The sequence below is a fragment of the Pseudomonas grimontii genome (assembly GCF_007858185.1).
In the GTDB taxonomy this organism is placed as follows: Bacteria; Pseudomonadota; Gammaproteobacteria; order Pseudomonadales; family Pseudomonadaceae; genus Aquipseudomonas; species Aquipseudomonas grimontii.
In genome coordinates, this window is sequence record NZ_VFES01000019.1 from 45,885 (window position 1) to 70,853 (window position 24,969).

The 24,969-nt window shown below is 61.8% G+C and carries 25 protein-coding genes; 14 read left to right on the forward strand and 11 right to left on the reverse strand.

Translation table 11 applies throughout. The features are described from left to right. Positions 1-6: 6 nt before the first annotated feature. The 3 genes from FIV39_RS25220 to FIV39_RS25230 all read right to left on the reverse strand — a co-directional run bounded on the left by FIV39_RS25220 (position 7) and on the right by FIV39_RS25230 (position 3,915). A complete protein-coding gene (locus FIV39_RS25220) occupies positions 7-1,044 on the reverse strand; it encodes an ABC transporter permease (protein ID WP_027603508.1) in 1,038 nt (345 codons plus the stop codon). 20 nt (positions 1,045-1,064) lie between these two features. Beyond that, positions 1,065-2,675 (reverse strand): ABC transporter substrate-binding protein, encoded by a 1,611-nt coding sequence (locus FIV39_RS25225; RefSeq protein ID WP_090402439.1) that lies wholly within the window; start codon positions 2,673-2,675, stop codon positions 1,065-1,067. A gap of 85 nt (positions 2,676-2,760) precedes the next feature. Continuing rightward, positions 2,761-3,915 (reverse strand): mandelate racemase family protein, encoded by a 1,155-nt coding sequence (locus tag FIV39_RS25230; RefSeq protein ID WP_090402436.1) that lies wholly within the window; start codon positions 3,913-3,915, stop codon positions 2,761-2,763. A 359-nt stretch (positions 3,916-4,274) separates the two neighbouring features. Between FIV39_RS25230 and FIV39_RS25235 the strand changes: the two genes are divergently transcribed. Both FIV39_RS25235 and FIV39_RS25240 read left to right on the forward strand, forming a co-directional pair. Then, positions 4,275-5,000 (forward strand): oligogalacturonate-specific porin KdgM family protein, encoded by a 726-nt coding sequence (locus tag FIV39_RS25235; RefSeq protein ID WP_090402434.1) that lies wholly within the window; start codon positions 4,275-4,277, stop codon positions 4,998-5,000. 81 nt (positions 5,001-5,081) lie between these two features. Continuing rightward, on the forward strand, positions 5,082-5,915 hold the full coding sequence (locus FIV39_RS25240) for an NAD-dependent epimerase/dehydratase family protein (protein WP_090409888.1): 834 nt from the start codon (positions 5,082-5,084) through the stop codon (positions 5,913-5,915). Here FIV39_RS25240 and FIV39_RS25245 read toward each other — a convergent pair. Next, a complete protein-coding gene (locus FIV39_RS25245; RefSeq protein WP_090402432.1) occupies positions 5,855-6,634 on the reverse strand; it encodes a FadR/GntR family transcriptional regulator in 780 nt (259 codons plus the stop codon). The genes FIV39_RS25240 and FIV39_RS25245 overlap by 61 nt on opposite strands. Positions 6,635-6,853: 219 nt before the next feature. Here FIV39_RS25245 and FIV39_RS25250 point away from each other — a divergent pair, with 219 nt between their 5' ends. Continuing rightward, the gene (locus FIV39_RS25250) at positions 6,854-7,717 is read left to right on the forward strand and encodes a sensor domain-containing diguanylate cyclase (protein ID WP_090402430.1); all 864 of its coding nucleotides are present in this window, start codon (positions 6,854-6,856) and stop codon (positions 7,715-7,717) included. A 61-nt stretch (positions 7,718-7,778) separates the two neighbouring features. Here the strand turns inward: FIV39_RS25250 and FIV39_RS25255 are convergent, their stop codons facing one another. The 6 genes from FIV39_RS25255 to hpaA form a co-directional block, all read right to left on the reverse strand. Further along, positions 7,779-9,227 carry an amidase gene (locus FIV39_RS25255; protein ID WP_090402428.1) on the reverse strand — a complete coding sequence of 483 codons (1,449 nt, stop codon included), beginning with the start codon at positions 9,225-9,227 and terminating at the stop codon, positions 7,779-7,781. A 16-nt stretch (positions 9,228-9,243) separates the two neighbouring features. Beyond that, complete coding sequence (locus FIV39_RS25260) at positions 9,244-10,476, reverse strand: MFS transporter (protein ID WP_090402426.1); 1,233 nt, start codon at positions 10,474-10,476, stop codon at positions 9,244-9,246. A 10-nt stretch (positions 10,477-10,486) separates the two neighbouring features. Beyond that, on the reverse strand, positions 10,487-11,419 hold the full coding sequence (locus tag FIV39_RS25265) for a SphA family protein (protein ID WP_090402424.1): 933 nt from the start codon (positions 11,417-11,419) through the stop codon (positions 10,487-10,489). A 68-nt stretch (positions 11,420-11,487) separates the two neighbouring features. Beyond that, positions 11,488-12,480: a helix-turn-helix domain-containing protein gene (locus FIV39_RS25270; RefSeq protein ID WP_090402422.1), complete on the reverse strand. Its 993-nt coding sequence runs from the start codon at positions 12,478-12,480 to the stop codon at positions 11,488-11,490. A gap of 168 nt (positions 12,481-12,648) precedes the next feature. Next, a complete protein-coding gene (hpaR, locus tag FIV39_RS25275) occupies positions 12,649-13,071 on the reverse strand; it encodes a homoprotocatechuate degradation operon regulator HpaR (RefSeq protein ID WP_090402420.1) in 423 nt (140 codons plus the stop codon). A gap of 183 nt (positions 13,072-13,254) precedes the next feature. Next, the gene (gene hpaA, locus FIV39_RS25280) at positions 13,255-14,160 is read right to left on the reverse strand and encodes a 4-hydroxyphenylacetate catabolism regulatory protein HpaA (protein WP_090402418.1); all 906 of its coding nucleotides are present in this window, start codon (positions 14,158-14,160) and stop codon (positions 13,255-13,257) included. 178 nt (positions 14,161-14,338) lie between these two features. Here hpaA and FIV39_RS25285 point away from each other — a divergent pair, with 178 nt between their 5' ends. The 8 genes from FIV39_RS25285 to hpaI all read left to right on the forward strand — a co-directional run bounded on the left by FIV39_RS25285 (position 14,339) and on the right by hpaI (position 21,629). Next, positions 14,339-15,007 (forward strand): fumarylacetoacetate hydrolase family protein, encoded by a 669-nt coding sequence (locus tag FIV39_RS25285; RefSeq protein WP_090402415.1) that lies wholly within the window; start codon positions 14,339-14,341, stop codon positions 15,005-15,007. Beyond that, the gene (locus FIV39_RS25290; RefSeq protein WP_090402414.1) at positions 15,004-15,774 is read left to right on the forward strand and encodes a fumarylacetoacetate hydrolase family protein; all 771 of its coding nucleotides are present in this window, start codon (positions 15,004-15,006) and stop codon (positions 15,772-15,774) included. Before FIV39_RS25285 ends, FIV39_RS25290 begins: the two co-directional genes overlap by 4 nt. A gap of 5 nt (positions 15,775-15,779) precedes the next feature. Then, entirely contained in the window at positions 15,780-17,240 is a 1,461-nt protein-coding gene (hpaE, locus tag FIV39_RS25295; protein ID WP_090402412.1) for a 5-carboxymethyl-2-hydroxymuconate semialdehyde dehydrogenase, read from the forward strand. Positions 17,241-17,290: 50 nt separating this feature from the next. After that, the gene (hpaD, locus tag FIV39_RS25300; RefSeq protein WP_090402409.1) at positions 17,291-18,148 is read left to right on the forward strand and encodes a 3,4-dihydroxyphenylacetate 2,3-dioxygenase; all 858 of its coding nucleotides are present in this window, start codon (positions 17,291-17,293) and stop codon (positions 18,146-18,148) included. A gap of 99 nt (positions 18,149-18,247) precedes the next feature. Next, the gene (locus FIV39_RS25305) at positions 18,248-18,640 is read left to right on the forward strand and encodes a 5-carboxymethyl-2-hydroxymuconate Delta-isomerase (RefSeq protein ID WP_090402407.1); all 393 of its coding nucleotides are present in this window, start codon (positions 18,248-18,250) and stop codon (positions 18,638-18,640) included. A 51-nt stretch (positions 18,641-18,691) separates the two neighbouring features. Further along, complete coding sequence (locus FIV39_RS25310) at positions 18,692-19,996, forward strand: MFS transporter (RefSeq protein WP_090402405.1); 1,305 nt, start codon at positions 18,692-18,694, stop codon at positions 19,994-19,996. A 12-nt stretch (positions 19,997-20,008) separates the two neighbouring features. After that, positions 20,009-20,812, forward strand: a complete 804-nt coding sequence (hpaH, locus tag FIV39_RS25315) for a 2-oxo-hept-4-ene-1,7-dioate hydratase (RefSeq protein ID WP_053139661.1) — start codon at positions 20,009-20,011, stop codon at positions 20,810-20,812. A gap of 13 nt (positions 20,813-20,825) precedes the next feature. Beyond that, entirely contained in the window at positions 20,826-21,629 is an 804-nt protein-coding gene (hpaI, locus tag FIV39_RS25320) for a 4-hydroxy-2-oxoheptanedioate aldolase (RefSeq protein WP_090402403.1), read from the forward strand. Between the two features lie 200 nt (positions 21,630-21,829). Here the strand turns inward: hpaI and hpaR (FIV39_RS25325) are convergent, their stop codons facing one another. After that, a complete protein-coding gene (gene hpaR / locus FIV39_RS25325; RefSeq protein WP_090402401.1) occupies positions 21,830-22,252 on the reverse strand; it encodes a homoprotocatechuate degradation operon regulator HpaR in 423 nt (140 codons plus the stop codon). A gap of 238 nt (positions 22,253-22,490) precedes the next feature. Between hpaR (FIV39_RS25325) and FIV39_RS25330 the strand changes: the two genes are divergently transcribed. The 3 genes from FIV39_RS25330 to FIV39_RS25340 are packed head-to-tail and all read left to right on the forward strand — an operon-like array spanning position 22,491 to position 24,903. Further along, positions 22,491-23,789 (forward strand): NAD(P)/FAD-dependent oxidoreductase, encoded by a 1,299-nt coding sequence (locus tag FIV39_RS25330; RefSeq protein WP_090402399.1) that lies wholly within the window; start codon positions 22,491-22,493, stop codon positions 23,787-23,789. 31 nt (positions 23,790-23,820) lie between these two features. After that, positions 23,821-24,186: a cupin domain-containing protein gene (locus FIV39_RS25335; RefSeq protein ID WP_090402397.1), complete on the forward strand. Its 366-nt coding sequence runs from the start codon at positions 23,821-23,823 to the stop codon at positions 24,184-24,186. 57 nt (positions 24,187-24,243) lie between these two features. Next, a complete protein-coding gene (locus FIV39_RS25340) occupies positions 24,244-24,903 on the forward strand; it encodes a response regulator transcription factor (protein WP_090402395.1) in 660 nt (219 codons plus the stop codon). Positions 24,904-24,969: the final 66 nt, after the last annotated feature.

Below are 24,969 nucleotides of genomic sequence, written 5' to 3' on the forward strand. Positions count from 1 at the left end.
AGTGCGTTAACGGGTACGGGGGTCGAACACCTTGTACAAGGCGTCGCTGATCAGGTTGAGCGCGACGAAAATCAAGCCGATCACCAGCACGCAGCCCATCACCGCGTTCATGTCGCCGAGCATCAGGCTGCTGGTCAGGTACTGGCCGAACCCCGGCCAGGCAAATACGGTTTCGATCAGCACCGCGCCCTCCAGCAACGAGCCATAGGCCAGCGCAACCACCGTCAGCAACTGCACGAGGATGTTGCGAAACGCATGCCCCCACACCACCTGGCGCCGGGAAAGGCCCTTGACCCGCGCGGTGATGATGTACTCCTGGGACAGCTGCTCGAGCATGAAGCTGCGGGTCATGCGGCTGATATACGCCACCGAGTTCAGGCCGAGGATCAGCGCCGGCAACACGATGTGGCGCAGGGCGCTGGCGAAGGCATCCCAGTCACGTGCCAGGGTCGAGTCGATCAGCAGCAGGCCGGTGACCTCGGGCACCATGCCGTCATAGGCCAGGTCGATGCGCCCCGCTCCACCGGCCCAGCCGAGCCAGGCGTAGAACACCAGCAGCCCCATCATGCCCAGCCAGAAAATCGGCGTGGAGTAGCCGAACAAGGTGATCACCCGCGCCACGTGATCGCCGAGGCGACCCTGGTTGCTGGCCGCACAGACGCCCAGCGGCAAGCCGATCAGCACGCCGAACAGGATCGCCAGGGTGGCCAGTTCGATCGTCGCGGGGAATACGCGCAGGATGTCGTCGAGTACCGGGTGGCCGGTCAATAGCGCATTGCCGAAGTCACCGTGAAGCAGGTCATTGAGGTACAGGCCGAATTGGGTCCAGATCGGCTTGTCCAGGCCCATCGACCGGTACACCTGATCGTAGGTGGAACTGTCGGCATCCGGCCCGACTACCGCCAGCACGGGGTCGAGCGGCATGACCCGGCCGATGATGAACGTCAGGGCCAGCAGGCCGAGCAAGGTCACCAGCACCGTACCGGCACGCCGGGCTGTGTTGGACGCGCGAGCGCCCATGACAGAGGCAGTCATAACAAACATAGTGAGCTCCTGATAATCGGTCAGCGCTTCTTGTAGACGTCTTTGTAGCGCGTGGTCGCGGCGGTATGGCCCTGGAAGTCGGCCACGTCGTCGTACACCACCACGGTGTCGGTCATTTGCGAGACCGGCAAAATGGCCCCGACCTGCCGGTCGACCTGTTCCTGGATGTCGCGGTATTGGGCCAGTTGCTTGCCTGTGTCAGGCTCGACTTCCGCGCGCTCGATCAGTTGGTTCAGCTCAGGACTGTAGAAGGACGTGCGCCAGCCCTGGAAGTTGGTGAGCTTGGCTTCATCGCGGTTATCCGGGTTGTACACCAGCGTACGCAGGCTGGAGTGCGGATGCCGTTCCGCGCCGCCACCGCCGCGACCGACGATAATGTCGAAGTTGCGCTCACGCATTGCGCCGTAGATCTGGTTGCCCGTGCCGGTGATGATGCTGGCGTCGATACCGGCCTGGGCCAGGGTCGACTGCAGGTTGGAGGCAATGTTGATAAACGGCGGTTCGGCGAGCACGCGGATGGTGGTCTTGAAACCGTTCGGGTAACCGGCCTCGGCCAGCCAGGCCTTGGCCTGTTCGACGTTGAGCGTGTAACCCGGATCCGGCAGGCGCGCGGCCAGGCCCAGCGGCAGCGGCCGTTGGTTGATCACCCCGTAATGGGGCATGACGGTCTGGTTGATACCCTGGTAATCGATCAGCGCACGCACGGCCTTGCGCACGCGCGCATCGGCAAACATCGGTTGCTTCACGCTCAGGGCTACGTAGTACAGGGTGCCGCGCTGCAAGGTCTGGGTGCGGACCTTGTCGCTTTTCTGCAGGGCTTCGATGTCCGGCGCGGACATGCCTTTGGCGATGTCCAGGTCGCCGCGCTCGATCATCAGGCGCAACGACTGCGACTCGGTCATGTTGCGCATGACGATGCGCTTGAGCTTGGCCGGGCCGCCCCAGTACCCGTCGAAACGGGTCATCAGGATCACGTCGTTGGCGCGCCAGTCATTCAGCACAAATGCACCGCTGCCGGCGGCGTGAGTCACCAGCCAGGCGGCGCCCATGTCGCTGCCTTTTTGGTGCTCGAGGACTTTTTTGCGATCGAGGATGAACGCACTCGGCGAGGTCGCCAGGGTGTTGAGCACCAGCAGCGGGTCGGTCGGCCGAGGCAGCTCGATCACGAAGGTCGTGGCATCCGTGGCACGCATGTAGCGCTCGACGTTCTCGGCCGTAAAGCCATAGGCCTTCCAGGTGGAAGCCAGCGCCAGGTTGAGCTTGAGCACGCGCTGCAACGACCAGGCAACGTCGTCGGCACTCAGGTCATTGCCGGACTGGAATTTCACTCCGGTGCGCAGGTTGAAGGTCAGCGTCTTGCGGTCATCACTGACCTGCCAGCGCTCGGCCAGCGCCGGTACCAGGCGATCCGGCTGGGCGACGTCCTGCACCAGCAACATGTCATAGAGATTGGCGTTGATCTCCGACACGTCCAGCCCGGTGGCGGCCGCCGGGTCAAGGGACAGCAGGTTGATCATGCTCATGCCGACGATCAGTTGATCGGCCGGGGTTTTTGCAAAGCTTGCAGGTACAGCGGTAACGGCCAGGGCGGCGACGAACACCCGCGCCCACAGCGAAGGGAAAATGCTCATAACAAGAGTGCCTTTTTTATATTTATTCTTGTATTGGTAGGTGCTCTTGATCAGCCCGACTCATGCCGGACTGACCGTGTGCACGTCAGAAGCTTTTAAGCGTATTGGTCTCGATGAAGTTGAAATCGATGTCTTCACCCAGGCCCGGCAAGTCGGACAAGTGCACAAAACCGTCGCTGTCCATCGGGTCTACCAGACGCTTGAGGTAAGCCGGTACTTCGTCGTAATCCAGGTACGGGTGCAACAGGCCGCGCTCATACCAGGTGCAGTTCTTGATCGCGCCGACGACAGCCAGGTTGGCGGCGCCGTTGCCATGAATCTCGCAATCCATGCCGAAGGATTCAGCCAGGTGCGCAACCTTCAGGCACGGCGCGATCCCACCGACGCCCGCCACACCGGCGCGCAAGATATCGCACACATCGTGCTTGACCCAACTGGCGCGGCTCAGGTGTTTACCGGACAGGGTTTCCGGGCCCAGCACCGGAATATCCAACTGCCCCGCCAGCCAGGCATAGGACTCGGCGGACTCTTCCATCATCGGCTCTTCGAACCAGGCGAAGTCGAGCTTCTCCAGCTCACGCCCGATGTACAGCGCTTCGGTGCGGCTGTACCAGTGATAACCGTCAAGCATCAGGGCGATGTCCGGCCCGACCGCTTCGCGTACCGCAGCGCAGGCCTTGACGTCGATGCGCGGGCTCGGCGCGAACGACACCGGCGGCATCCAGGTGTGCAACTTGATGGCCTTGTAGCCACGCTGCACCAGGGTCTCGGCAAAACGCCCGTAGTCTTCAGGGGTGGCCAGGCCACCGGGCAGTTCGTCGCCACACATGGTGGAGCCGTAGGCCGGCACCTTGTCGCGGAAACCACCAATCAACTTGTGCACCGGCACACCCAGTTTGCGCCCGGCCCAATCCCACAGGGCCTGCTCGACCAGCGCCAAGGCGCGGTCGGTCAACTGGCTGGCACTGCCACGCTGCCAATGCGCGAGGTCGTGCCAGATCTTTTCGCGATCGAAGGCGTTCTGCCCCACCAGCACTTTGCGCACGAAACCATCGAGCACATACGGACGGATCAGTTCGGGCGCGCCGAAGGCATAACCCTCCTGGCCGTCTTCGGTCTGGATGCGCAGCAAAGCCATCTGCGCCTGGGTGACATCACCCGGGTGCGCATGGCCGGCACTGTCCACTGCGCGACGGGTCGGGTAGGAAAATACCTGGACGTTGACTGCTGTGATTCTCATGGACGTCGTAAGCCTTCTTATTGGATTTGTGACGGGAGTGTCGTCTGTTGCGACCGATCATAGGTCATCGTACAACACTTGAAAAGACCCAATAACCTGCCTCCCACCTGTGTACATTTTCAGAAAATCCCGACAAAACCCTTATTTTTAAAGACAACCAAGGAACAACCTGAATCGCTGTAAAGCCCTATTCACTGGGCACATATATTTCAAGATGTTTCAAAACCACTGATAACCCATAGACGAGTCGTCTTGTCGTACGATAACGTATATCGGCACATTAGATGAGATCCATACGCAACAACGCACTGCCGTAGCAACCGTCAAACGACCCTAACAAAAACAAAAAAGAAGACCGTATGAACACCACCCTACGCACGCTCGTTACTGCCCTGACCCTCGGCCTGCCGCTGTATGTCAGCGCTGACTCTGCCAGCATCAACTACCGCCACCAGTTCACCGAGGAGGACAGCGCCCACGCTGACCGAATCAAGCTCAACTACCGCCTGGACAGTGGCCTGGGATTTGAAGCGGAAATGAAATACCGCACCGCCGGAGACCGGGAAGACGTCGCCTACGACAACATGGTCAACAACGGACACGAGTTCACCGTGAGCTACAACTACAAACTCAGCGCGCAATCGACGCTGACCCCGGCGTTCCAGATGGACAGCTCGAAAGACTCGACCACCTACAAGTTAGGCCTCAAGTACAACTACAAGATCAACGACGCCTTCTACGCCGCCACGCGCTATCGCCTGGATACCAAGAAGCTGGACCGCGATCAGGTGGACGAGGACTTGCCCGACCACATCAAGGATGACCAGACCACCCATCGTTTCGAGGGCTGGCTCGGCTACACGCCGGCCAGTAAGTGGGCGTATGAATATCAGTTCATTTATTTCAAGACTGACTACATCCGCTACGACAACAAGAAGAGCGATTACGAACAGAACCTATCCGTCAAATACAAGCTCAACAAGGAATGGGCTCCGTTCATGGAGATTGGTGATGTGAAGGTCAACTCCACGTCCGAAGACCGCCAGGCGCGGTGGCGCCTGGGCATCCAGTACAACTTCATGTAAAGCCCCCACGACTTGCCTGGCGAGCGCGCATCGCTCGACAGGCAAGCCACCTGCATTCAGCGTTCAATGGAAGACCTGACCATGACCACACAACCCAAACCCTTCACGCGCATTCTGCTCACCGGCGCCGCCGGCGGCCTGGGGCAAATCCTGCGCGAAACCTTGCAGGCCCATGCCGACATCGTCCGCGTCTCGGACATCAGCCCCATGGCGCCGAGCCGTGGTGAGCACGACGAAGTGATCGCCTGCAACCTGGCCGACAAGGCCGCCGTTGCGGCGCTGGTCAACGGCGTCGACGCCATCGTTCATTTGGGCGGGATTTCAGTGGAGCGGCCATTCGAGGAGATTCTCGACGCCAATATTCGCGGCACGTTCCACATTTATGAGGCGGCGCGACAACAGGGAGTCAAGCGGATTGTGTTTGCCAGCTCCAACCACGTCACCGGTTTCTATCCCCAGGACGTTGAACTGGACGTGCACTCACAGCGCCGTCCGGATGGCTACTACGCGCTCTCCAAGGCCTACGGCGAAGACCTGGCGGCGTTCTACTTTCACCGCTACGGGATTGAAACCGTGAGCTTGCGCATCGGCTCGTCGTTCCCCGAGCCACGCAACCGGCGGATGCTTTCGACGTGGCTGAGTTACAGCGACCTGGACCATCTGGTGGCGCGCGCCCTGCTGGCCAAGGACGCCGGGCACAGTGTGGTGTATGGCGTGTCGGCCAATCGGGATCGCTGGTGGAGCACTCGGCACACCGAGCACCTGGGTTTTGCACCCAAGGACAGTTCGGAGCAGTTTCGCGCCAAGGTCGAGCAGCAACCGCCAGCGGCGGCTGATGAACCGGGCAGCGGGCTTCAGGGCGGCGCGTTCACCGCGGCCGGGCCATTCGACAATTCGGCGGCGGCGGCTTCATAGGCCCGGCGCATACGCTCGCGGCTGTTGGACAGATGCAGGCGCATCGCCGCCCGAGCCGCATCGGCGTCACGGCGCAGGATGGCTTTGTAGATGTCCTCATGCTCACGACTCAAGCGCTGCAGGAAGGGTTCCTTGTTGTCGTTGGCCAAGCGTTTTGAGTGCAGGCGTGTGCGCGGCAGGATGTTGACCCCCAGGTGCAACATGATATCGGTGAAGTAGCGATTGCCCGTGGCCAACGCGATCTGCTGATGAAACTGAAAGTCTGCCGACACCGCATAGTCGGCACTCACCGCCCGCGAGTTCAGCGCATCCAGCGAGTCGCGCATCACCTGCAATTGCTGGTCGGTCCGCCCCACGCACGCCAGGCCGGCGGCCTCCACCTCCAGGCTGATGCGCAACTCCAGCACAGCCAGCACATCCTGCAAGGTCACGATGGTGTCCGGATCGATGCGAAACCCACTGGGGCTGGGAATATCCTTCACAAAGGTGCCGACGCCGTGCCGGGTTTCCACCAGGCCCGAAGCCTGCAGACGCGAAATGGCCTCGCGCACCACCGTGCGGCTCACACCATGTTCGGCCATCACTTCGGATTCGGTGGGCAGCTTGGTGCCACGCGGGAGCTCACCAGTACAGATGCGCCGGGAAAGCTCGGTGACCAGTTCTTCGGCCAGGCTGCGGTGCCGGCGGCGAACGGTGGGCTGGACGTTCGGGTTGTCCATCAAGAACGGGTATCTCGGTTGGCGGAGGAACGCGCATCATAGCGCATTCGGTTGTACGACAACCTTTCCTGTGGCTCGCAGCACCTCCCGCTAAGCGAAAGCCTCTGCCAGGCGGCGCTCGACGGCGACAGAGCGGACTAAAAATGTGCAGGATTGCTCAACGCCCCCGCTCATGATCGGGCTATGATCGGCCGATATGAACCGGACGCTCGATGCCCCATGCCCATTGACCTGCACGCTCTCTACCCCAAACTGATCCACCTGATGCTGGATACGGTCTTTGTCGTCGACGGTGACAACCAGATTGTCTTCGTGAGCGATGCCTGTGAGGCATTGCTCGGCTACCGTGCCGACGCACTGGTTGGCACCCTGATCACCCACTACATGCACCCTGAAGACCTGGCGCGCACCCGCGCCTCCATTGTGCGGGTCATGAATGGCCAATCCCATGTCGACTTCCGTAACCGCTATATACGCAAGGACGGCAGTGTCGTGCACATCCTGTGGGCGGCCTTCTGGTCCGAAGAAGTGGGCGCGCGAATCGGGGTCGCGCGGGACGTGACGGCGCTCACCCAGGCCGAGGAAGAACTGCGCTTCCTCGCCCACCATGATCCGCTGACCGGCCTGACCAACCGGTCACTGTTCAATGATCGGCTGGACCAGGCGCTGCACAGTGCGAAGTCCCGCAACCGCAGCCTGGCGTTGCTGTTTCTGGACATCAATGACTTCAAGGGCATCAACGATGTGCATGGCCATGCCATGGGCGATCGCGTGCTGTGTGTGATTGCACGACGGCTGGAACGCTGCGTACTCGACAGCGACCTGGTGGCGCGGATGGGCGGTGATGAGTTCACGGTGCTGCTGACGGATACCCCGTCGCGGGAGGCTATTTCTGCCAAGGTGGTGCAGATACTCGCGGTCATGGCCGAGCCGCTGGGTGCCGAGTTTGGTGGGGTGAAGATGCCGTCCTGCAGTATCGGCGTGGCGGTTTATCCGATTGACGGGGAGGATGCCGATACCCTGCTCAGCCATGCGGACGGTGATATGTACCGGATAAAAAGGCACCGGTTTGCAGCGCAGTGACAAGGGCGCGTTTTGCATCAGGCAGGTCGATTACCCGCCCAATGCAGAATTCCTCGGACGCTTATAACCGACAGGCATTGACCGGCGGTATCCGACCGCGCCAGGGCTGGGCCCGCTCTAACTGCCCCGCGAGGGCAAACAAGGTACTTTCTTCGCCAAAGCGAGCGGCGAAGTGGGCGCCCATCGGCAAGCCGGCAGCGCTCCAGTACAACGGCACTGACATCGCCGGTTGCCCGCTGGCATTGAACAGGGCCGTGAACGGCGAGTAGCTGTGGAACCGTTCAATCAGTTCCTCCAGGCTCAGGCGGTCGTCTTGCAGGTCCAGCTCACCGATCGGCACCGGCTCGCGTGCCAGGGTCGGCGTGAGGATCAGGTCGTAATCCTGCATGAACACCGCCAACTGCCGACCCAAGGCATGAATCCACTCCACGGCACCCGCATACTGCGCACCACTGACATCGCCCTTGCTGCGCAAAATAATGCGGGTGCGAGCTTCCAGCTCTTCAGGCTGCACGGCGAAACCGCGCATCTGCCCCAACACATCGACGTAGTGGCGAGTACTTGCACCGATGATGGTGAAGACCTGATCGAGAAACGCCGGCAGCGCCACCGGCAAGCTGACCGGTTCAACGCGGTGGCCCAGGGATTCGCACAACCTGGCGGCCTGGCGCACGGCTTCCACACTTTCGCCGGAGGTCGGCCAGGGCCCGAGTTGCTCAACCAGGGCAATACGCAGCGGCCGAGGGTCACGCTGCAGCGCGGTGACATAGGGCTGCGCCTGCAGCGGCGCGGCATAGGGTGCGCCCAGGTCGATCCCGGCCGTGGCATCCAGCAGCGCGGCGCTGTCCCGCACCGACAAGGTAATCGCATGGGGGGTGCCCATCCCGGCCCAGCCTTCGCCGACCATCGGCCCGGACGGCAGTAACCCACGGCTGGGCTTGAGGCCGAACACCCCACAGCAGGACGCCGGCACACGCAAGGACCCGCCGCCATCGTTGCCATGGGCAAACGGTACGACACGTGCCGCCACCAGGGCTGCCGCGCCGCCGCTGGAACCGCCCGCACTGTGGCCGATATTCCAGGGGTTGCGCGTGGCGCCAAAGCGGTTGGATTCGGTGGAGTACGACGTGCCGAACTCGGGTGAGGTGCTGGTGCCGAGAATCACACACCCGGCACGGCGGATACGGCTTACGTGTTCGGCTTCAAAGTCCGCGCGAAAACCTCCCAGCGCTTGCGAGCCATTGGTCATCGCCGCGCCGTTGACCGGTGAAAACAGGTCCTTGATCAAGGTCGGTACCCCGGCGAACACGCCGTGACCCGGCCGCGATGCGAGTGCTGCCGTACGGGCCGCATCATAAAGCCGCTCGGCGACCGCGTTGAGCTGAGGTTCGACCCGTTCAATACGATCAATCACCGCCTCCAGCAGCTCGCCAGGTTGCACGTCGCCGCGCCTGACCCATTCGGCCAGGCCGGTGGCGTCTTCGATGTCCAGCAGGTTCTGGATGTCCATCCTTATCTCCTCTTAATTACGAATGACTTGAGCCGAATGCCTGGGCGTGTGCTTTGCGCCGCGCTTGCAGGCCTGCCAGCGCCCAGACCAGGGCCGAGGCGAAACTGGCAATCGCCAGCCATTGGATGGAGTGGCGCAGGTCGCCCGAGTAAGCACTGAGCACGGCCACCACCAGCGGGCTGACAAATTGGCCGAAGTACAGAAACGCGGTGAACCCGCCCAGACCGCGCCCTCGGGTGCTGGCACTCAGGGCATTCATCACCGGCGTCATCGCGTTAGGTACCAGCAGCCCCGCACCCAGGCCGTGAATCAGCACCGCTACCAACACCGCGCTGTAGCTTTGCCCGCGCATCAGCAGCCATAACCCCAGGCCCAGCAGGGTCAGCAGCAACGCATTGCACCCGAGGATGCCGATGCGGCGGCGCAGCAGCGGCCAGGCCAATGAACCGACCAAGGTCGCCAGCAACCCCAAGCCGGCCGACAGCCCGATCATCGTGCTCGACGTAACCCCCAGGCTGACCAGCAGAATCGGCGCCTGGATCGGTACGATAAAACTCAGGACCATACCGCTGAGGATCAGCAGATAACCGAGCACCACGGGCACGATCGCCACCCTGCCCTGGCCGGGCGTCACGACGGTGTGCCGGGTCGCTGTGGGTTCCCATAGCACCTTCATCATCACCGGTACCAGCAGCAGTGGCAGCAGGTACAACAAAAACGGCAGGCGCCAGGAGTGTTCACCCAACGCTCCGCCCACCACAAAGAACAGCGAGCCGACCAGGCCGATGGTGACCACCTGCCGGTTGATGTAGCGCAGCCGCTCCTCGCCGTGCCAATAGTCGGCAATCAGCGTGGCGCAACAGGTCATCACCGCAGCCTCCGCCGCGCCGAACAACAGGCGCACGCCGACGATGGCGGGCAAGTTATCCAGCAGCGCCGGGATGGCTCCGAGCACGGCATACAACAGCGTGGCGATCAGTAGCAACGCCTTGCGCCCGACCCGGTCGGCCAACCAGCCGGCCAGGGGCGCGCACAGTGCAATCGCCAGCGCCGGGCCGGTCACCGCCAATGGCACCAATAGATCGGCACGCGGTTCCAGCGGACCGAACTCGGCGCCGAGCTTGGGCAGGATCGGCGCGACCATGACCGCGCCCATGATGGTCAGGCTGCTGCCGAGCATCAGCACCAGCCCTTCACGGCGTCCGGTGGCTTGCCGTGGCAATGGGGAATCGGAATGTGATGAGTTCATGGCCAGCCCCTTAGAAACTTTGAGAAATACGCAGCGCCACGGTGTAACCCTCGGCACGGTTGCGGGCATCGGTTTCCTTATAGGCATGCAGCCACACGGGCGGCAGGCCGGGCTTGAAGTAACTCACTGCCGGACCGACAGCCAGCACCCGCGCGCGGTTGCCTGATTGCAGGCCGGGCGCATCGTCATCGCTGAACTGGCGGTAGTAGTAGCCGCCCAGGCCCAGGGTCCATGGCCCCACGTGTTGGCCCACGGCAAACTCGTGCCGGTACTCGACACCGCTCTTGTAATCGGTCGCGGGATTGCGGGTATTGACGTCGACTTCAAAGCTGGAAGAAACCTCGAAGCCACTGTCGGTGATGTAGGTGGCGTTGACGATCGGCGAGAACGTCCAGTGATTGAGCCCTGGGGAGATCAAACGATTCTTGTCGTAGTCACCGGTGGGCGCCTGGATCTGCAGCTGCGTGTTGATAAACAGATTAGGCGACAGATTCCATTGCAGGATCACCGGCAGAAATTGCACGTCGGCCAATCGAAACGGATCGGCTTCCAGGCTCAGCGGCCCCACCGGTGTGGGCACCTTGACGGAAGCGTCCATCTTGAAAAAAGGTACCACCACGCCGAAACCATAGTTGGCGCCCAGCACCGTGTGATCGGTCATGCGCATGTAGGCGACGCCGATGGACAACACATCCAGTGAGAAGTGGTTGTCGATTGAGCGACCGTTACGGTCCTTCTGCACATTGGCCGAGTAAAACGCCGTGCGCAGCCCCACGGTCCCGAACGGTGTGGCCGGCGGCATCATCCCCGCGCCGAAATCGTACACGCCGACGGCGGTGGTCGGCGCGCCGTTCTCGGTGGCCTGGACACTGGCGCAGCACCCCAGCAGCCCCAGGGTGAACAGCGTCATGCGTACGGCGCTTGCGTTATTGTTATGAATCATCGAATGCCCCTCCCATCAAGTGGTGTGGGCCATCCTAGTAACGCGCGACGTGAGCCGGTTATCCGTTTTCAGCAGAGTTGCGTGCGACGCAGGGTCTGTGAGGGGCTTTCGCCAAACAGGGTGCGGTAATCGCTGGAGAACCGGCTCAAATGCCAGAAACCCCAGCGCGCCGCCACTTCCTGTACGCCATGGGCTTGGGTGCTCGTTCGCAGTTCGCGACGCACTGCATTGAGGCGCAGCGCACGCAGATAGGCCACCGGGTTGATGCCCAGGGTTTCCTGAAAACAGTATTGGAGTTTGCGCCGGCTGGCGCCGATGTGGTTGCACAGGTCGAGGATCGACAGCGGTTCGTCGAGGTGGCTCAGCGCGTATTCGCGAGCGCGGTCGACCATCCTTTTGCGCGCCGTGGGGTTGAGGGGTGGCGCCTGGTCCGGCGCGATCAACTCCAGCACATGCAGCATCACCGCATCGCGTATGCCGCGCCGGATCGAATCGTGCCCCAGCACGGCATCACGGCCCTGATCGCAGCCCGCCAGTTCATCGAACAACGCCGCGAGGTCACGTTGCACGGATGAATGGCCCAAGCGGTAACACTTGGGAAGATCGGTAATTCGAAACTGACTGCCCTGACGCTCCAACACATGTTCCAGTGCGCGTTCGTCGATGGCCACGCCGAGCAGATCCAGGTGCTGTGGGGTATGCAGCTCGGGAAGATTTTCACCGTGGGCCACCAACAGGCTGGGCTCGTGGATCGGATGCCCCGAGCAATACACCGGGCCGTTGGCACTCAACGGAATGCTGAAGGTGATTGCACCTTTCCAGGCTGCGCCACGTTTGATCATGGCCTGATTAGAGCGGTCGCGCACCAGTTGCATCCAGTCCGAACTGAACGCCACCAACTCACCGGTAAAGGGGCCGGGTGATAACTGATCGTAGCGAACCTGCCAGCCGTCCATGTTGCGCGCGTGTTCGTCGATGTCGCTGGTCAGAAAACGCTGGAGGGGGAACGTCGGCGGAAGCACCACCGAGGCCGCAGGCATCAGCACATTATTATTGTTCATTGACCCAACCTTTTTCAGTTGCAAGGCTTACAGGTCATATCGCACGCAAGTTCCATTCCGAACCCGGGGCAGATCGCGCATTTGTGCCGAAAATGGATAGTGAGGATTTGCGCCCGCGATGCCATCTGCGGGCAAAAACGTTCACCTATTAATTAAATTTTTGCCTGTTCAAGGCTTGATGTTTTTCAGCTCATTGAGCAAGCCCAGCAACTGCTCCATTTTCTCGGCGCCAAACTGCGCTTCGATTTTCTGATAGTTGCTTTCCATGCCTTCGCTCATGGAGATGAAGCATTGCTGGCCGCGCTCGGTGAGGCCCACGAACACCCGGCGTTGATCCTGGCTGGACTTCTGCCGACGCACCAGGCCGTCGCGCTCCAGGCGCGTCAACACTCCGGTCATGCTCGGTTTAAGGATGCAGGCCTGCTGGGCGAGCTGATGGCTTTCGAGTTCGCCCTGCTGGCGCAGGATCCGAATGACCCGCCACTGTTGCTCGGTCAGTTCATGCTTGTTCAGGGCCGGGCGGAAGAAAGCCATTGCGGCTTCACGGGCTTGCAGCAGGGTCAATGTCAGCGAAGGTCTGGGGTTGGCCATGACGGCACCATTTGAATGGGCGAGTCGGCAGCTTAGTGTCGTCGGCCAGCGGCTGCAAGCGGCGCTGGCGCTGTGAAAAGTACAATCGGTTCCGCGTAAAAGCCATTCTGTCGCACCGCGGCGATGCGCATGATGATCCGTACAAGATCAACAAAACCAAGGCGCGAAGCCCCTATGCCTGGCTCAACGCAACCCCGACTGGCGCTGGCGGTACTCCCCCGGAGTGAGCTGTGCGTAACGCTGGAAAAAACGACTGAAATAGGCTGGGTCCTTGAACCCCAGCTGATAGCAGATCTCGTTGGCCGAGCTGCCGGTAAACATCAGCAGGCGCTTGGCTTCCTGCATCACGCGTTCCAGGATCAGGCGCTTGGACGGCAGGTCGGCGATGCGCCGGCACACATCGTTGAGCCGCGCCTCGGTCACCCCGATGCCTTGCGCATACCGGGACAACGGCCAGTGCTGCTGGTAGTGCGCTTCGATCAGCTCATTGAAGCGATGGAAGATTTTCAAGTCTTCGTGGCGCGCAGGCGTGGCTTTCAACGAGTGGGAGCACAGCCGCAACAGGCTGATCATGAGCAACCGCGTCAGGCTGTCCAGGGCTGCGCTGCGCCCGGAACGCTGGGCTTTTACCTCTTCGCTCAGTTCCTCGAACAGATAATCCAAGCGGCGGATATCGCCCGCGTATTGCGGCTCCAACTGCGCCAGGGCGACACATGCGGCCGGCAATTGCGCACCGGCCGGAGCCAGGCTGGCGTCGGCTTCGATCAGTTGCCACACCAGTTGCTGACGCACCGTCAGCACGTGCCCGTCACTGTCGGCCTCGGTCACAAACGAGTGCGGGACCGTGGGTGGCGTGAGGAAGAACATCGGCCCGGACTCGACGTATTGCTGGTCGTCCAGGTACACACGCACGGTGCCACTTTTTACGTAGTGAACCTGGAAGAACCGGTCATGCCGGTGAACGGGCATGTTGCGCCCGAAGAAATCCGCCAGGTTCGCCAGTTTGTCGTAGTGGACTTCGGCGTCGCTGTAACGCTGGTCGTACACCTGGCCAATGTTGATGTTCGGAATGGGTTGACGGTCGCTCATCGCACGCTACTCGTTCTTATTGTGATGGCTGCAGTGCAGCGACTCTCATCCTGCACCGATTTGGGCGGCACAACCACCGCACAAACAGTCTGCCACCCTTGACGATAGTTAACATCTTAATTATAACTGTTAATACATTAACTAAATACAGGGCCCCATGGCTCTGCCAGGAGAAAGCATGAGCCGCGCCTTGCATGACGTCGCGACTGGCACCCTTTTCGGTGTCGCGCTGAACTACCAGGGGCTGCTCAAGCAGCGCCTCGCCGAGTTCGAACAGCCGCCGTACCAGAAACCGCCGGTCAAACCGGTGCTGTTTATCAAGACACCCAACACGCGCAACCAACACGGCGCCGAGGTGGTGCATCCAGGCCAGGGCGAGCGCTTGCAGCCTGGGCCGGCATTGGGGGTGGTGATGGGCAAGAGCGCCAGCCGCGTCAGCCCGGCCGAAGCCCTCGATTACGTGGCCGGCTATACGGTGGTCAATGAGTTCAGCCTGCCGGAAGACAGCTACTACCGTCCCGCCGTCAAAGCCAAATGCCGCGACGGTTTCTGTGCCATCGGGCCTGAGCTGATCCCTGCGGCGCAGGTCTCCAACCCGCACAATCTCGCGATCACGCTGTACGTCAACGGTGAGATTCGCCAGCAAAACACCACGGCCAACTTCGTGCGCAACATTCCATTGCTGATCGCCGAGATCAGCGAATTCATGACCCTGCACGCAGGCGATGTGCTGATCACCGGCACTCCCGAAGGCCGGGTGGATGTGCAGCCTGGCGACACCGTGGAGGTCGAGATCAGTGGCCTGGGCCGCCTGGTCAATCACATCAAGGCAGAGGAGCACTCATGAAACACGCCCGTATTCGCTTTGAAGGTGAAGTCCATTCGGTACAGGTCGAAGCTGAAAACGCCGTACGCCTGGCTGACGGCCGCCTGCTGGCCGAAGACCAGGTGCAATGGCTGCCACCGGCAACCGGCAACATGTTCGCCCTGGGCCTGAACTATGCCGACCACGCCGCTGAACTGGCGTTCAAGCCACCGACCGAACCGCTGGCTTTCATCAAGTCCGTGGGCACGTACACCGGCCACAACCAGGTGACCTGGCGCCCGGATAACGTCGCCTACATGCACTACGAGTGCGAGCTGGTGGCGGTCATCGGCAAGCCGGCACGCAACGTCAAGCGCGAAGACGCCCTGGATTACCTGGCGGGCTACACGGTGTGCAACGACTACGCCATTCGCGACTACCTGGAAAATTACTACCGGCCCAACCTGCGCGTGAAGAACCGCGACGCCACCACGCCTGTCGGCCCGTGGATCGTCGATGTAGCCGACGTGCCGGACCCAGGCAACCTGAAACTGCGCACCTGGATCAACGGCGAGCTGCGCCAGGAAGGCAGCACCCAGGACATGATTTTCGACATTCCCTACCTGATCGAATACCTGTCCAGCTTCATGACCTTGCAACCCGGCGACATGATCGCCACCGGTACGCCTGAAGGCCTGGCCGACGTCGTGCCCGGTGATGAAGTGATCGTGGAAGTCGAAGGCGTAGGCCGCCTGGTCAACCGAATTGTCAGCGAAACGGCGTTCTTCAGCGCCCGTAAAGAGGCTTGAGCAGCATGATCAAACATTGGATCAACGGCCGTGAGGTCGAAAGCAAAGATGTGTTCGTCAACTACAACCCGGCCACCGGCGAAGCCATCGGCGAAGTAGCCAGCGGTGGCGCCGAGGAAGTCGCGCAAGCCGTGGCCGCCGCCAAGGAAGCCTTCCCGAAATGGGCGGGCACCCCGGCCAAGGAACGTGCGCGCTTGATGCGCAAGCTGGGTGAACTGATCGAACAGAACGTGCCGCACCTGGCTGAGCTGGAAACCCTCGACACCGGCCTGCCGATTCACCAGACCAAAAACGTGTTGATTCCCCGCGCCTCGCACAACTTCGATTTTTTCGCCGAAGTCTGCACGCGCATGGACGGCCACAGCTACCCGGTCGATGACCAGATGCTCAACTACACCCTGTACCAGCCGGTGGGTGTCTGCGCGCTGGTCTCGCCGTGGAACGTGCCGTTCATGACGGCCACCTGGAAGACCGCGCCATGCCTGGCGCTGGGCAATACCGCCGTGCTGAAAATGTCCGAGCTGTCGCCGCTGACCGCCAACGAACTGGGGCGCCTGGCGGTGGAGGCCGGGATTCCAAAAGGCGTGCTCAACGTCATCCAGGGTTACGGCGCGACCGCCGGTGACGCCCTGGTGCGCCACCCCGATGTGCGCGCGATTTCCTTCACCGGCGGCACCGCCACCGGCAAGAAAATCATGCAGACCGCAGGGCTGAAAAAGTATTCCATGGAACTCGGCGGCAAGTCGCCGGTGCTGATCTTCGAAGACGCCGACCTGGAACGTGCCCTCGACGCCGCGCTGTTCACCATCTTCTCGCTCAACGGCGAACGCTGCACCGCCGGCAGCCGGATCTTTATCCAGGAAAGCGTGTACCCGCAGTTCGTCGCCGAGTTTGCCGCGCGCGCCAAACGCCTGATCATCGGTGACCCGCAAGACCCGAAAACCCAGGTTGGCTCGATGATCACCCAGGCCCACTACGACAAGGTCACCGGCTACATCAAAATCGGTCTCGAAGAAGGCGCCACCCTCCTCGCCGGTGGCCTGGAGCGCCCGGCCAACCTGGCAGCGCACTTGAGCAAAGGCCAGTTCATCCAGCCCACGGTGTTCGCTGACGTGAACAACAACATGCGTATCGCCCAGGAAGAAATCTTCGGCCCGGTGGTGTGCCTGATTCCCTTCAAGGACGAAGCCGAAGCGCTGCAACTGGCCAACGCCACCGAATACGGCCTGGCCTCTTACATCTGGACCCAGGACATCGGCAAGGCGCATCGTCTGGCCTACGGCATCGAAGCAGGCATGGTGTTCATCAACAGCCAGAACGTGCGCGACCTGCGCCAGCCGTTCGGCGGTGTGAAGGGCTCCGGCACCGGCCGTGAAGGCGGCCAGTACAGCTTCGAGGTGTTCGCCGAGATCAAGAACGTGTGCATCTCGATGGGCGGCCATCACATTCCACGCTGGGGCGTCTGAGCCACACCAGAATCCCCGAAGACAACAACAACAATTTCAGGAGAATCATCATGGGCGAAGTCGTCCTGGCGGCGAAAATCTGCCACGTACCCTCGATGTATTTGTCGGAGCTGCCTGGCAAGCACCACGGCTGCCGCGAAGCGGCGATTGCCGGGCACAAGGAAATCGGTCGGCGCGCCCGCGAGCTGGGCGCCGATACCGCCGTGGTGTTCGACGTGCACTGGCTGGTCAACAGCGCCTATCACGTCAACAGCGGCGAGCACTTCAAGGGCATCTACACCAGTAACGAACTGCCGCACTTCATCAAGAACATGCCGTACGAATACCCCGGCTGCCCGGAGCTGGGCGAGCTGATCGCCGCCGAGGCCAACGCCGCCGACGTGCGCACCCTGGCCCACAACATCCCGAGCCTGGAGCTGGAATACGGCACCCTGGTACCGATGCGCTACATGCACATGGGTGTACCGGACGAGCAGACATTCAACGTCGTTTCGATAGCCGCCTGGTGTGCCTGGCATCGCCTGCAAGACAGCTTCACCTTCGGCGCCGCCGTGCGCCGGGCCATCGAGAAGAGCGACCGTAAAGTCGTGGTGCTGGCCTCGGGGTCGCTGTCGCACCGCTTCTCCGATGACCGCAATGCCGAAGCCAATATCCATAACTGGACCCGCGAATTCGACAAGCAGGTCGACCTGCATGTGGTGGAGCTGTGGCGCCAGGGTCGCTGGAAGGAATTCTGCGCCATGCTCCCGGACTATGCCGAGCATTGCTTTGGCGAAGGCAAGATGCACGACACCGCCATGCTCCTGGGGTTGCTCGGCGGGCCGGACTACGACAAGCCGGCCGAGATCATCACCGCGCCTTTCGGCAGCTCGGGTACCGGGCAGATCAACGCCATTTTCCCGGTTTGAATAAGAACAGCTACAAGCTTCAAGCCGCAAGCTACAAGCCGATCACGCTCACTTGCCGCTTGAAGCTTGCCGCTAAAAGCTACCGACGCAGGAGGTTCCATGCCCCACTTCATCGCTGAATACACCGACAACATCGAACAGCAGGCAGACCTGCCGGGCCTGTTTGAAAAAGTCCACGCCAGCCTGGGCGACAGCGGCGTGTTTCCCCTGGGCGGCATCCGCAGCCGTGGCGTGCGCCTGGACACCTGGCGCATGGCCGACGGCAAGCATGACTACGCCTTCGTGCACATGACGTTGAAGGTCGGCCATGGCCGCGACCTGGCCACACGGCAGCAAGTCGCCGAGCGCCTGTTCGCGGTCATCACCCAGCACTTCGACGAGCTTCAGGCCCAGCGCCTGCTGGCCTTGTCGTTTGAAATGATCGAACTGCACGAGCAGCTCAACTTCAAGCAGAACAACGTGCACGCGTTCCTCAACGCTCAGGTCGGTTAAGGCGCCCTGCCCGCTCACACCCTCGGCCTCTCAGACAAAAAGTATAAAACCATGAGCACAGCCAATACCGCCGACACGCTAGACACCGTCGTACGCGACCAAACCCACAGCATCATCACCTGGCGGCTGATGCCGTTGTTGCTGATCTGCTACCTCTTCGCCCACCTCGACCGCATCAATATCGGCTTCGCCAAGATGCAGATGAGCGCGGACCTGAACTTCAGCGACACCGTCTATGGCTTCGGCGCCGGCCTGTTCTTCGTGGCCTACGCGCTGTTCGGCGTCCCCAGCAACATGGCCCTGGACCGTGTGGGCCCCAGGCGTTGGATTGCCACGCTGATGGTGGTGTGGGGCGTGCTGTCGACCTGCATGTTCCTGATCGACAGCGCCATGGGCTTCTATGTGCTGCGCTTTTTGCTGGGGGTGGCCGAGGCCGGTTTTTTCCCGGGCATCCTGGTGTTTCTGAACCGCTGGTACCCTGCCGGCCGTCGCGCGCAAGTCACCGCCTTGTTTGCCATCGCGGTGCCGATGGCCGGGGTGATCGGCGGCCCGCTTTCCGGCGGCATCCTTGAACACTTTCACGACTTGGGCGGCCTGCGCGGCTGGCAATGGATGTTCGTCATCGAAGGCGCCCCCGTGGTTCTGCTCGGGCTGGTGGTACTCAAGTGCTTGCCGGACAGCTTCGAGACGGTCAAGTGGCTGACGCCGGAGCAGAAGCAACAACTGCGCGAACAGTTAAACACTGAAGAACAGCGCAAATCGATCACCTCGTTTTCAGCGATTCTCAGCAACCCGCAGGTGTGGCTGCTGGTGGCGGTGTACTTCGCGGTGATGCTGGCGGTCAACACCCTGGCGTTCTGGATGCCGACGCTGATCCACGGCGCCGGCATCGGCAGCGACGGCAAGGTCGGCCTGCTCAGTGCCGTGCCGTACCTGGCCGGGTGTTTCTTCATGATCGGCTGCGGGCGCTCGTCCGACCGCCAGCGTGAACGCCGCTGGCACCTGTGCGTGCCCTTGCTGATGGCGGCCGCCGGCATCGCCATCGCCGGGCTCGCCCCCGCCAACCCGGCCGTGGTGCTGGGCGGCTTGATCGTCGCCGGCATGGGCGCCAGCGCGGCGTTGCCGATGTTCTGGCAACTGCCCCCGGCGTTCCTGTCCAACAACACCCAAGCCGCCGGGATCGCCCTGATCAGTTCGTTCGGCAGCATCGCGTCATTCTTCGCGCCCTACCTCATCGGCTGGATGCGCGACACCACCCAGAGCGCCAGCCTGGCCCTGTACGTCCTGGCGCTGCTCATTGCTCTTGGTGGCTTGCTGGTGCTGCGCACCCGAGCGGCCATCGTCAACCCTCAATAAGAGACTCTTGCCATGCTTGATCAATCGCTCATTTTGCAAGCCGCCGCGCGCCTCGACCAGGCCGAACGTTCACGCGAGCAGGTGCGTCAGTTTTCCCTCGATCACCCGGCGATCACCCTCGATGACGCCTATGCCATCCAGCGCGCCTGGGTCGCGCAAAAAATCAAGGACGGGCGCAAGCTGGTCGGCCACAAGATCGGCCTGACCTCACGGGCCATGCAGGTCTCGTCCAACATCACCGAGCCGGATTACGGCGCGTTGCTGGATGACATGTTCTTCGATGAAGGCACCGACATCCCCTTCGAGCGCTTTATCGTGCCGCGCGTCGAGGTGGAGCTGGCATTTATCCTGGGCAAACCGCTGAAAGGCCCGAACGTGACGGTGTTCGATGTGCTCGACGCCACCGAATGGGTGATCCCGGCGCTGGAGATCATCGATGCGCGCATCCAGCAGGTCGACCCCCACACCAAGGCGACCCGCAAGGTGTTCGACACCATCTCCGACAACGCCGCCAACGCCGGCGTGGTCATGGGCGGGCGGGCCGTGCGCCCCACCGAGATCGACTTGCGCAAGGTGCCGGCGGTGCTCTACCGCAATGGCGTAATCGAAGAGTCCGGCGTGTCCGCCGCCGTGCTCAATCACCCGGCCAAGGGCGTGGCCTGGCTCGCGAATAAACTCGCCGCCTATGACGTCACCCTGCAACCCGGGCAAATCATCCTGGGTGGCTCCTTCACCCGCCCAGTGGCGGCCAACCCAGGCGATACCTTCCATGTCGACTACGACATGCTGGGATCGATTGCCTGCCGATTCGTTTAACGGGAGCGTGCTCATGGACATGCCTATCAACACCTTCAAACATCGCCTGCACAGCGGTGAAGCGCAGATCGGCCTATGGCTGGGCCTGGCCGATGCCTACTGCGCGGAACTGGCCGCCAATGCCGGTTTCGATTGGCTGCTGATCGACGGCGAACATGCGCCCAACGACCTGCGCGGCATGCTCGGCCAGCTCCAGGCCGTGGCGCCCTACCCCAGCCATCCGGTAATTCGCCCGGTCATCGGCGACACCGCGTTGATCAAGCAAGTGCTCGACATTGGCGTACAGACCTTGCTGGTGCCCATGGTGGAAAGCGCAGAACAGGCGCGGGCGCTGGTGAAAGCCATCCACTATCCGCCCACGGGCGTGCGTGGCGTCGGCAGTGCACTGGCCAGGGCTTCACGCTGGAACAGCATTGCCGGTTACCTCGACAAAGCCGACGAGCAAATGTGCCTGCTGGTGCAGATCGAAAGCCGCGAAGGCCTGGCCAACCTGGATGCGATTGCGGCGGTGGAAGGCGTCGACGGGGTGTTTATCGGGCCGGCCGACCTGAGCGCGTCGATGGGCCATCGCGGCAACCCCGGCCACCCTGAGGTGCAGGCGGCAATCGAAGACGCCATCGCGCGCATCCGCAGCGCCGGCAAAGCCGCCGGCATTCTGAGCGCCGACCAGGCACTGGCCCGGCGCTACATCGAACTGGGCGCGGCGTTCGTGGCGGTGGGCGTCGACACCACTGTGCTGATGCGCGGACTGCAAAGCCTGGCGGCGGCCTTCAAGGATTCACCGGCGCCTGCCAGCGCGGCCGGCGCTATCTATTAGTGCGAACGAAAAGTGACCTGTAGAGACGCAGGCCCCCCTGTGGCGAGCGGGCTTGCCCCGCGTTGGGACGCGTAGCGGCCCCAGTAAAACAACTGGGGGGTCAGGTCGTTTGAGAGTGTCAGGTCTTGGGTCTGCTGCGCAGCCCAACGCGGGCAAGCCCGCTCGCCACAGGTTTATCTGACCGGCATGCCGGCCTCGGTTCAGCGCTTGAGGGTTTTCAGCTCGTTGAGCAAGGTCAGCAACGTCTGCAACTTCTCCTCGCCAAACCCCGCCTGCAAGCGCTGGTAATTGGCTTCCATGCTCTGGCCCATCGAGTCGAAACAGGCTCGGCCCTTCTCGGCCAGCCGCACCAGCACGCGGCGTTGATCCTGTTGCGCCTTGCGCCGTTCAACCATGCCCGCTGCTTCCATGCGCACCAGCACCCCGGTCATGCTCGGCTTGAGGATGCACGCCAGCTCAGCCAGGCGGTTGATCTCAAGCTCATCGTGCTGGCTCAAGATCCGAATGACCCGCCATTGCTGCTCGGTCAACCCGTGTTGATTGAGCGAAGGACGAAAAAAACCCATGGCGGCTTCACGCGCATGGAGCAAAGTGAGGGTCAGGGATTGGCGCGGTTTGGACATGGGTGGCGGCGTCGTAATTAGTTAACAGATTAACAACATTCTAGCATTGGCGACCGATCAGCGTGTGCAGCTTTACCGCCCTGCCGGATTCAGGGTTGATAATTGGCAGCCACGGTCAAGAGTGGCGGCACACAGAATCAAGACACCTACCGCTCGGAAGGCACTTAATACACCCAACAGGCACAGAGCTTCTTGTCGGCTCTGCAGTGAGTTCCCCTTCACTTTCCCAGGCTGCGCCATGATCAATATCGAAACGCCTACCTACTACTCGGCAACCAAGAAATACAACCTCAGCTTCCCCACCCTCGAACAGGACGTGGAAGCCGATGTGGTGGTGATTGGCGGCGGTTTTTCCGGCATCAACACCGCACTGGAGCTCGCCGAAAAAGGCATCACCAACATTGTGGTGCTCGAAGCGCGCTACCTGGGCTTCGGTGGCACGGGCCGCAATGGCGGGCAGATCATGGCGGGGATCGGCCATGACCTGGAGAAGATCAAGCACCAGGTCGGCGACGAAGGCCTGCGCCAGATTTTTGAAATCAGTGAGCTGGGCGCCGGCATCATCAAGGATCGCATCGCCAAGTACTCGATCGACGCCGATTTCTGCCACGGCTACGGCTATATGGGCTTCAACGCCCGCCAGGAAAAAACCCTGCGCGCCTGGGAGAAGGACTTCAAGTCGATCAACACCCAGGACGAAATCCGCTTTATGGCAGGGTCCGAGGTCAAGCAGATCATTGGTTCCGACGCCTATACCAGCGCGCTGCTGCACATGGGCGGCGGGCACGTGCACTCGCTGAACCTGTTGCTGGGCGAAGCCAAGGCCCTGGCCGGCCACGGTGTGCGCATCTTTGAGCACAGCCCGGCGCTGGAAGTCAGTTATGGCGAACGCATCACCGTGCGTACCGGCCGAGGCTCGGTCAAAGCCTCCAAGTTGCTGTGGGCCTGCGACAGTTTCCTCAACAAGCTGGAACCGGAACTGCACAAGACCACCGTCAATACCTATGCCTTCCAGTTGATGACCGAGCCGTTGTCGGACGAGATGATCAACCGCATCAGCCCGATACGCGGCGCCTACAGCGATATCCGGCCGGTGATCGACTACTACCGGGTCACCAACGAAAACCGCTTGCTGTTCGGTGCCGCCACGCCTTTTGTCGAGCACATCCCGCTGGACCTCAAAGCCTGGAACCGCAACCTGATGCTGAAGATTTTCCCCTACCTCAAGGACGTCAAGATCGACCTGGCGTGGGGCGGGCCGATGGCGACCGGGGCCAACCTGTTCCCGCAGATCGGCACGCTCAGCGGGCGCCCGAATGCCTTTTATGTGCAGGGCTACGCCGGCTTCGGGGTCACGCCCAGCCACATCATCTGCAAGGTCTTGGCCGAGGGCATGAGCGAAGGCTCGTCGCGCTACGACCTGATCAGCGCGGTCAAACATGCGCAGATCCTCGGCAAGGACCATATCCGCCCGCTGCTGCTCACGGCCGGCAAAAGCCTTCATCAACTTTCGGGCTACTTCAACGGTCGCCGTTGAGCCCCGCTGTTTCATTCACAGGAGAACTGCCATGCCCGTTACCACCCTGAAGAAAGACATCCAATTATCGGACCTCGATGCCTGGGGCACCGTTGCCGACCTCGGTTCCGAGATCCTCGAAGGCGAAGTCAAAGCCTTTGGCAAAATGACCTTCGGCGCACCGACCGACGCCGTCAGCAGCGCCTATTTTGGCACCACCCAAGGCAAGTTCCGGATGGTCTACCCGTTCGCTGAACAAGCCACCGTGGTCACCGGCGAAGTGGTGTTGACCGACGAAAGCACCGGCCAGAGCACCCGCTACAAAGCCGGCGACAGCTGGTTCGTGACCAAGGGCACGCCGGTGCTGTGGGAGGTGGTGAGCGAAGGTTTTGTGAAGCACTATTTCGCGGTAGTCTGATCGCTCCTCTCTGCCGGCTTCGGCCGGCAGCGTTTGTTCCGGCGCAGGTGACTGATCATGCATGCCATCCCCGCTCAGGAAGTCGCCGGTCATTGCCTGCAGGCTTTCACTCAACTGGTACCCGCCAGCCAGGCAGCCTTCTATTGTGTCGACCGCCAGCTGCAAGCGCGTGATTTCAGGCTGCAAGGCATGAGCGGCGAGATGCACCGCGACTACCTGGACAACTACCGCCAATTCGACCCGTTGCAACCGCGCAATTGCCTGTCCAGCGGGCTGGCGGTGGTGCCGCTGGGGTTCGCCATGGCCCGCCAGCCCCTGCGTGACAGCCGCCGCTATCAAGACTTCCTGCAGCGTTATGGCGTGGTCGATGTGGTGGAGATCGTCGCCCACCGCGCCGACCAGCCCCAGGCGGCTATTTCCTTGCTGCGCACGGCGGAACAAGGGGCGTTTACCCTCGACCAACTGGCTCAGCTCAACGCCTTGCAGGCGTTGCTGCAAATGGCCGTGGCCAATATGCAGCCCTGTGACGATGCACTGGCCGGTCTCACGCCCAAAGAACGCCAGATTGCCTGGTTATTACGTCAGGGCGCGAGCAACAAGCAACTGGCCCAGGAGCTGGATGTAGGCCTGCCCACCATCAAGACCCACTTGATCCACCTGTTTCGCAAAACCGGTGTGACCAGCCGTACCGAACTGGTCGCCGCGCTGTTTCTTTAAGCCGCCTCAACCCTTTGGTTGATAGGCGAGCCAGGTTGCCAACCGCATGATCCGGGACGTCCATTC

What these genes read in the sequence shown, in the direction of transcription:
- FIV39_RS25220 (WP_027603508.1), bottom strand. Translation starts at nt 1,044, where the DNA reads ATGTTTGTTATGACTGCCTCTGTCATGGGCGCTCGCGCGTCCAACACA.
- FIV39_RS25225 (WP_090402439.1), bottom strand. Translation starts at nt 2,675, where the DNA reads ATGAGCATTTTCCCTTCGCTGTGGGCGCGGGTGTTCGTCGCCGCCCTG.
- FIV39_RS25230 (WP_090402436.1), bottom strand. Translation starts at nt 3,915, where the DNA reads ATGAGAATCACAGCAGTCAACGTCCAGGTATTTTCCTACCCGACCCGT.
- FIV39_RS25235 (WP_090402434.1), top strand. Translation starts at nt 4,275, where the DNA reads ATGAACACCACCCTACGCACGCTCGTTACTGCCCTGACCCTCGGCCTG.
- FIV39_RS25240 (WP_090409888.1), top strand. Translation starts at nt 5,082, where the DNA reads ATGACCACACAACCCAAACCCTTCACGCGCATTCTGCTCACCGGCGCC.
- FIV39_RS25245 (WP_090402432.1), bottom strand. Translation starts at nt 6,634, where the DNA reads ATGGACAACCCGAACGTCCAGCCCACCGTTCGCCGCCGGCACCGCAGC.
- FIV39_RS25250 (WP_090402430.1), top strand. Translation starts at nt 6,854, where the DNA reads ATGCCCATTGACCTGCACGCTCTCTACCCCAAACTGATCCACCTGATG.
- FIV39_RS25255 (WP_090402428.1), bottom strand. Translation starts at nt 9,227, where the DNA reads ATGGACATCCAGAACCTGCTGGACATCGAAGACGCCACCGGCCTGGCC.
- FIV39_RS25260 (WP_090402426.1), bottom strand. Translation starts at nt 10,476, where the DNA reads ATGAACTCATCACATTCCGATTCCCCATTGCCACGGCAAGCCACCGGA.
- FIV39_RS25265 (WP_090402424.1), bottom strand. Translation starts at nt 11,419, where the DNA reads ATGATTCATAACAATAACGCAAGCGCCGTACGCATGACGCTGTTCACC.
- FIV39_RS25270 (WP_090402422.1), bottom strand. Translation starts at nt 12,480, where the DNA reads ATGAACAATAATAATGTGCTGATGCCTGCGGCCTCGGTGGTGCTTCCG.
- hpaR (WP_090402420.1), bottom strand. Translation starts at nt 13,071, where the DNA reads ATGGCCAACCCCAGACCTTCGCTGACATTGACCCTGCTGCAAGCCCGT.
- hpaA (WP_090402418.1), bottom strand. Translation starts at nt 14,160, where the DNA reads ATGAGCGACCGTCAACCCATTCCGAACATCAACATTGGCCAGGTGTAC.
- FIV39_RS25285 (WP_090402415.1), top strand. Translation starts at nt 14,339, where the DNA reads ATGAGCCGCGCCTTGCATGACGTCGCGACTGGCACCCTTTTCGGTGTC.
- FIV39_RS25290 (WP_090402414.1), top strand. Translation starts at nt 15,004, where the DNA reads ATGAAACACGCCCGTATTCGCTTTGAAGGTGAAGTCCATTCGGTACAG.
- hpaE (WP_090402412.1), top strand. Translation starts at nt 15,780, where the DNA reads ATGATCAAACATTGGATCAACGGCCGTGAGGTCGAAAGCAAAGATGTG.
- hpaD (WP_090402409.1), top strand. Translation starts at nt 17,291, where the DNA reads ATGGGCGAAGTCGTCCTGGCGGCGAAAATCTGCCACGTACCCTCGATG.
- FIV39_RS25305 (WP_090402407.1), top strand. Translation starts at nt 18,248, where the DNA reads ATGCCCCACTTCATCGCTGAATACACCGACAACATCGAACAGCAGGCA.
- FIV39_RS25310 (WP_090402405.1), top strand. Translation starts at nt 18,692, where the DNA reads ATGAGCACAGCCAATACCGCCGACACGCTAGACACCGTCGTACGCGAC.
- hpaH (WP_053139661.1), top strand. Translation starts at nt 20,009, where the DNA reads ATGCTTGATCAATCGCTCATTTTGCAAGCCGCCGCGCGCCTCGACCAG.
- hpaI (WP_090402403.1), top strand. Translation starts at nt 20,826, where the DNA reads ATGGACATGCCTATCAACACCTTCAAACATCGCCTGCACAGCGGTGAA.
- hpaR (WP_090402401.1), bottom strand. Translation starts at nt 22,252, where the DNA reads ATGTCCAAACCGCGCCAATCCCTGACCCTCACTTTGCTCCATGCGCGT.
- FIV39_RS25330 (WP_090402399.1), top strand. Translation starts at nt 22,491, where the DNA reads ATGATCAATATCGAAACGCCTACCTACTACTCGGCAACCAAGAAATAC.
- FIV39_RS25335 (WP_090402397.1), top strand. Translation starts at nt 23,821, where the DNA reads ATGCCCGTTACCACCCTGAAGAAAGACATCCAATTATCGGACCTCGAT.
- FIV39_RS25340 (WP_090402395.1), top strand. Translation starts at nt 24,244, where the DNA reads ATGCATGCCATCCCCGCTCAGGAAGTCGCCGGTCATTGCCTGCAGGCT.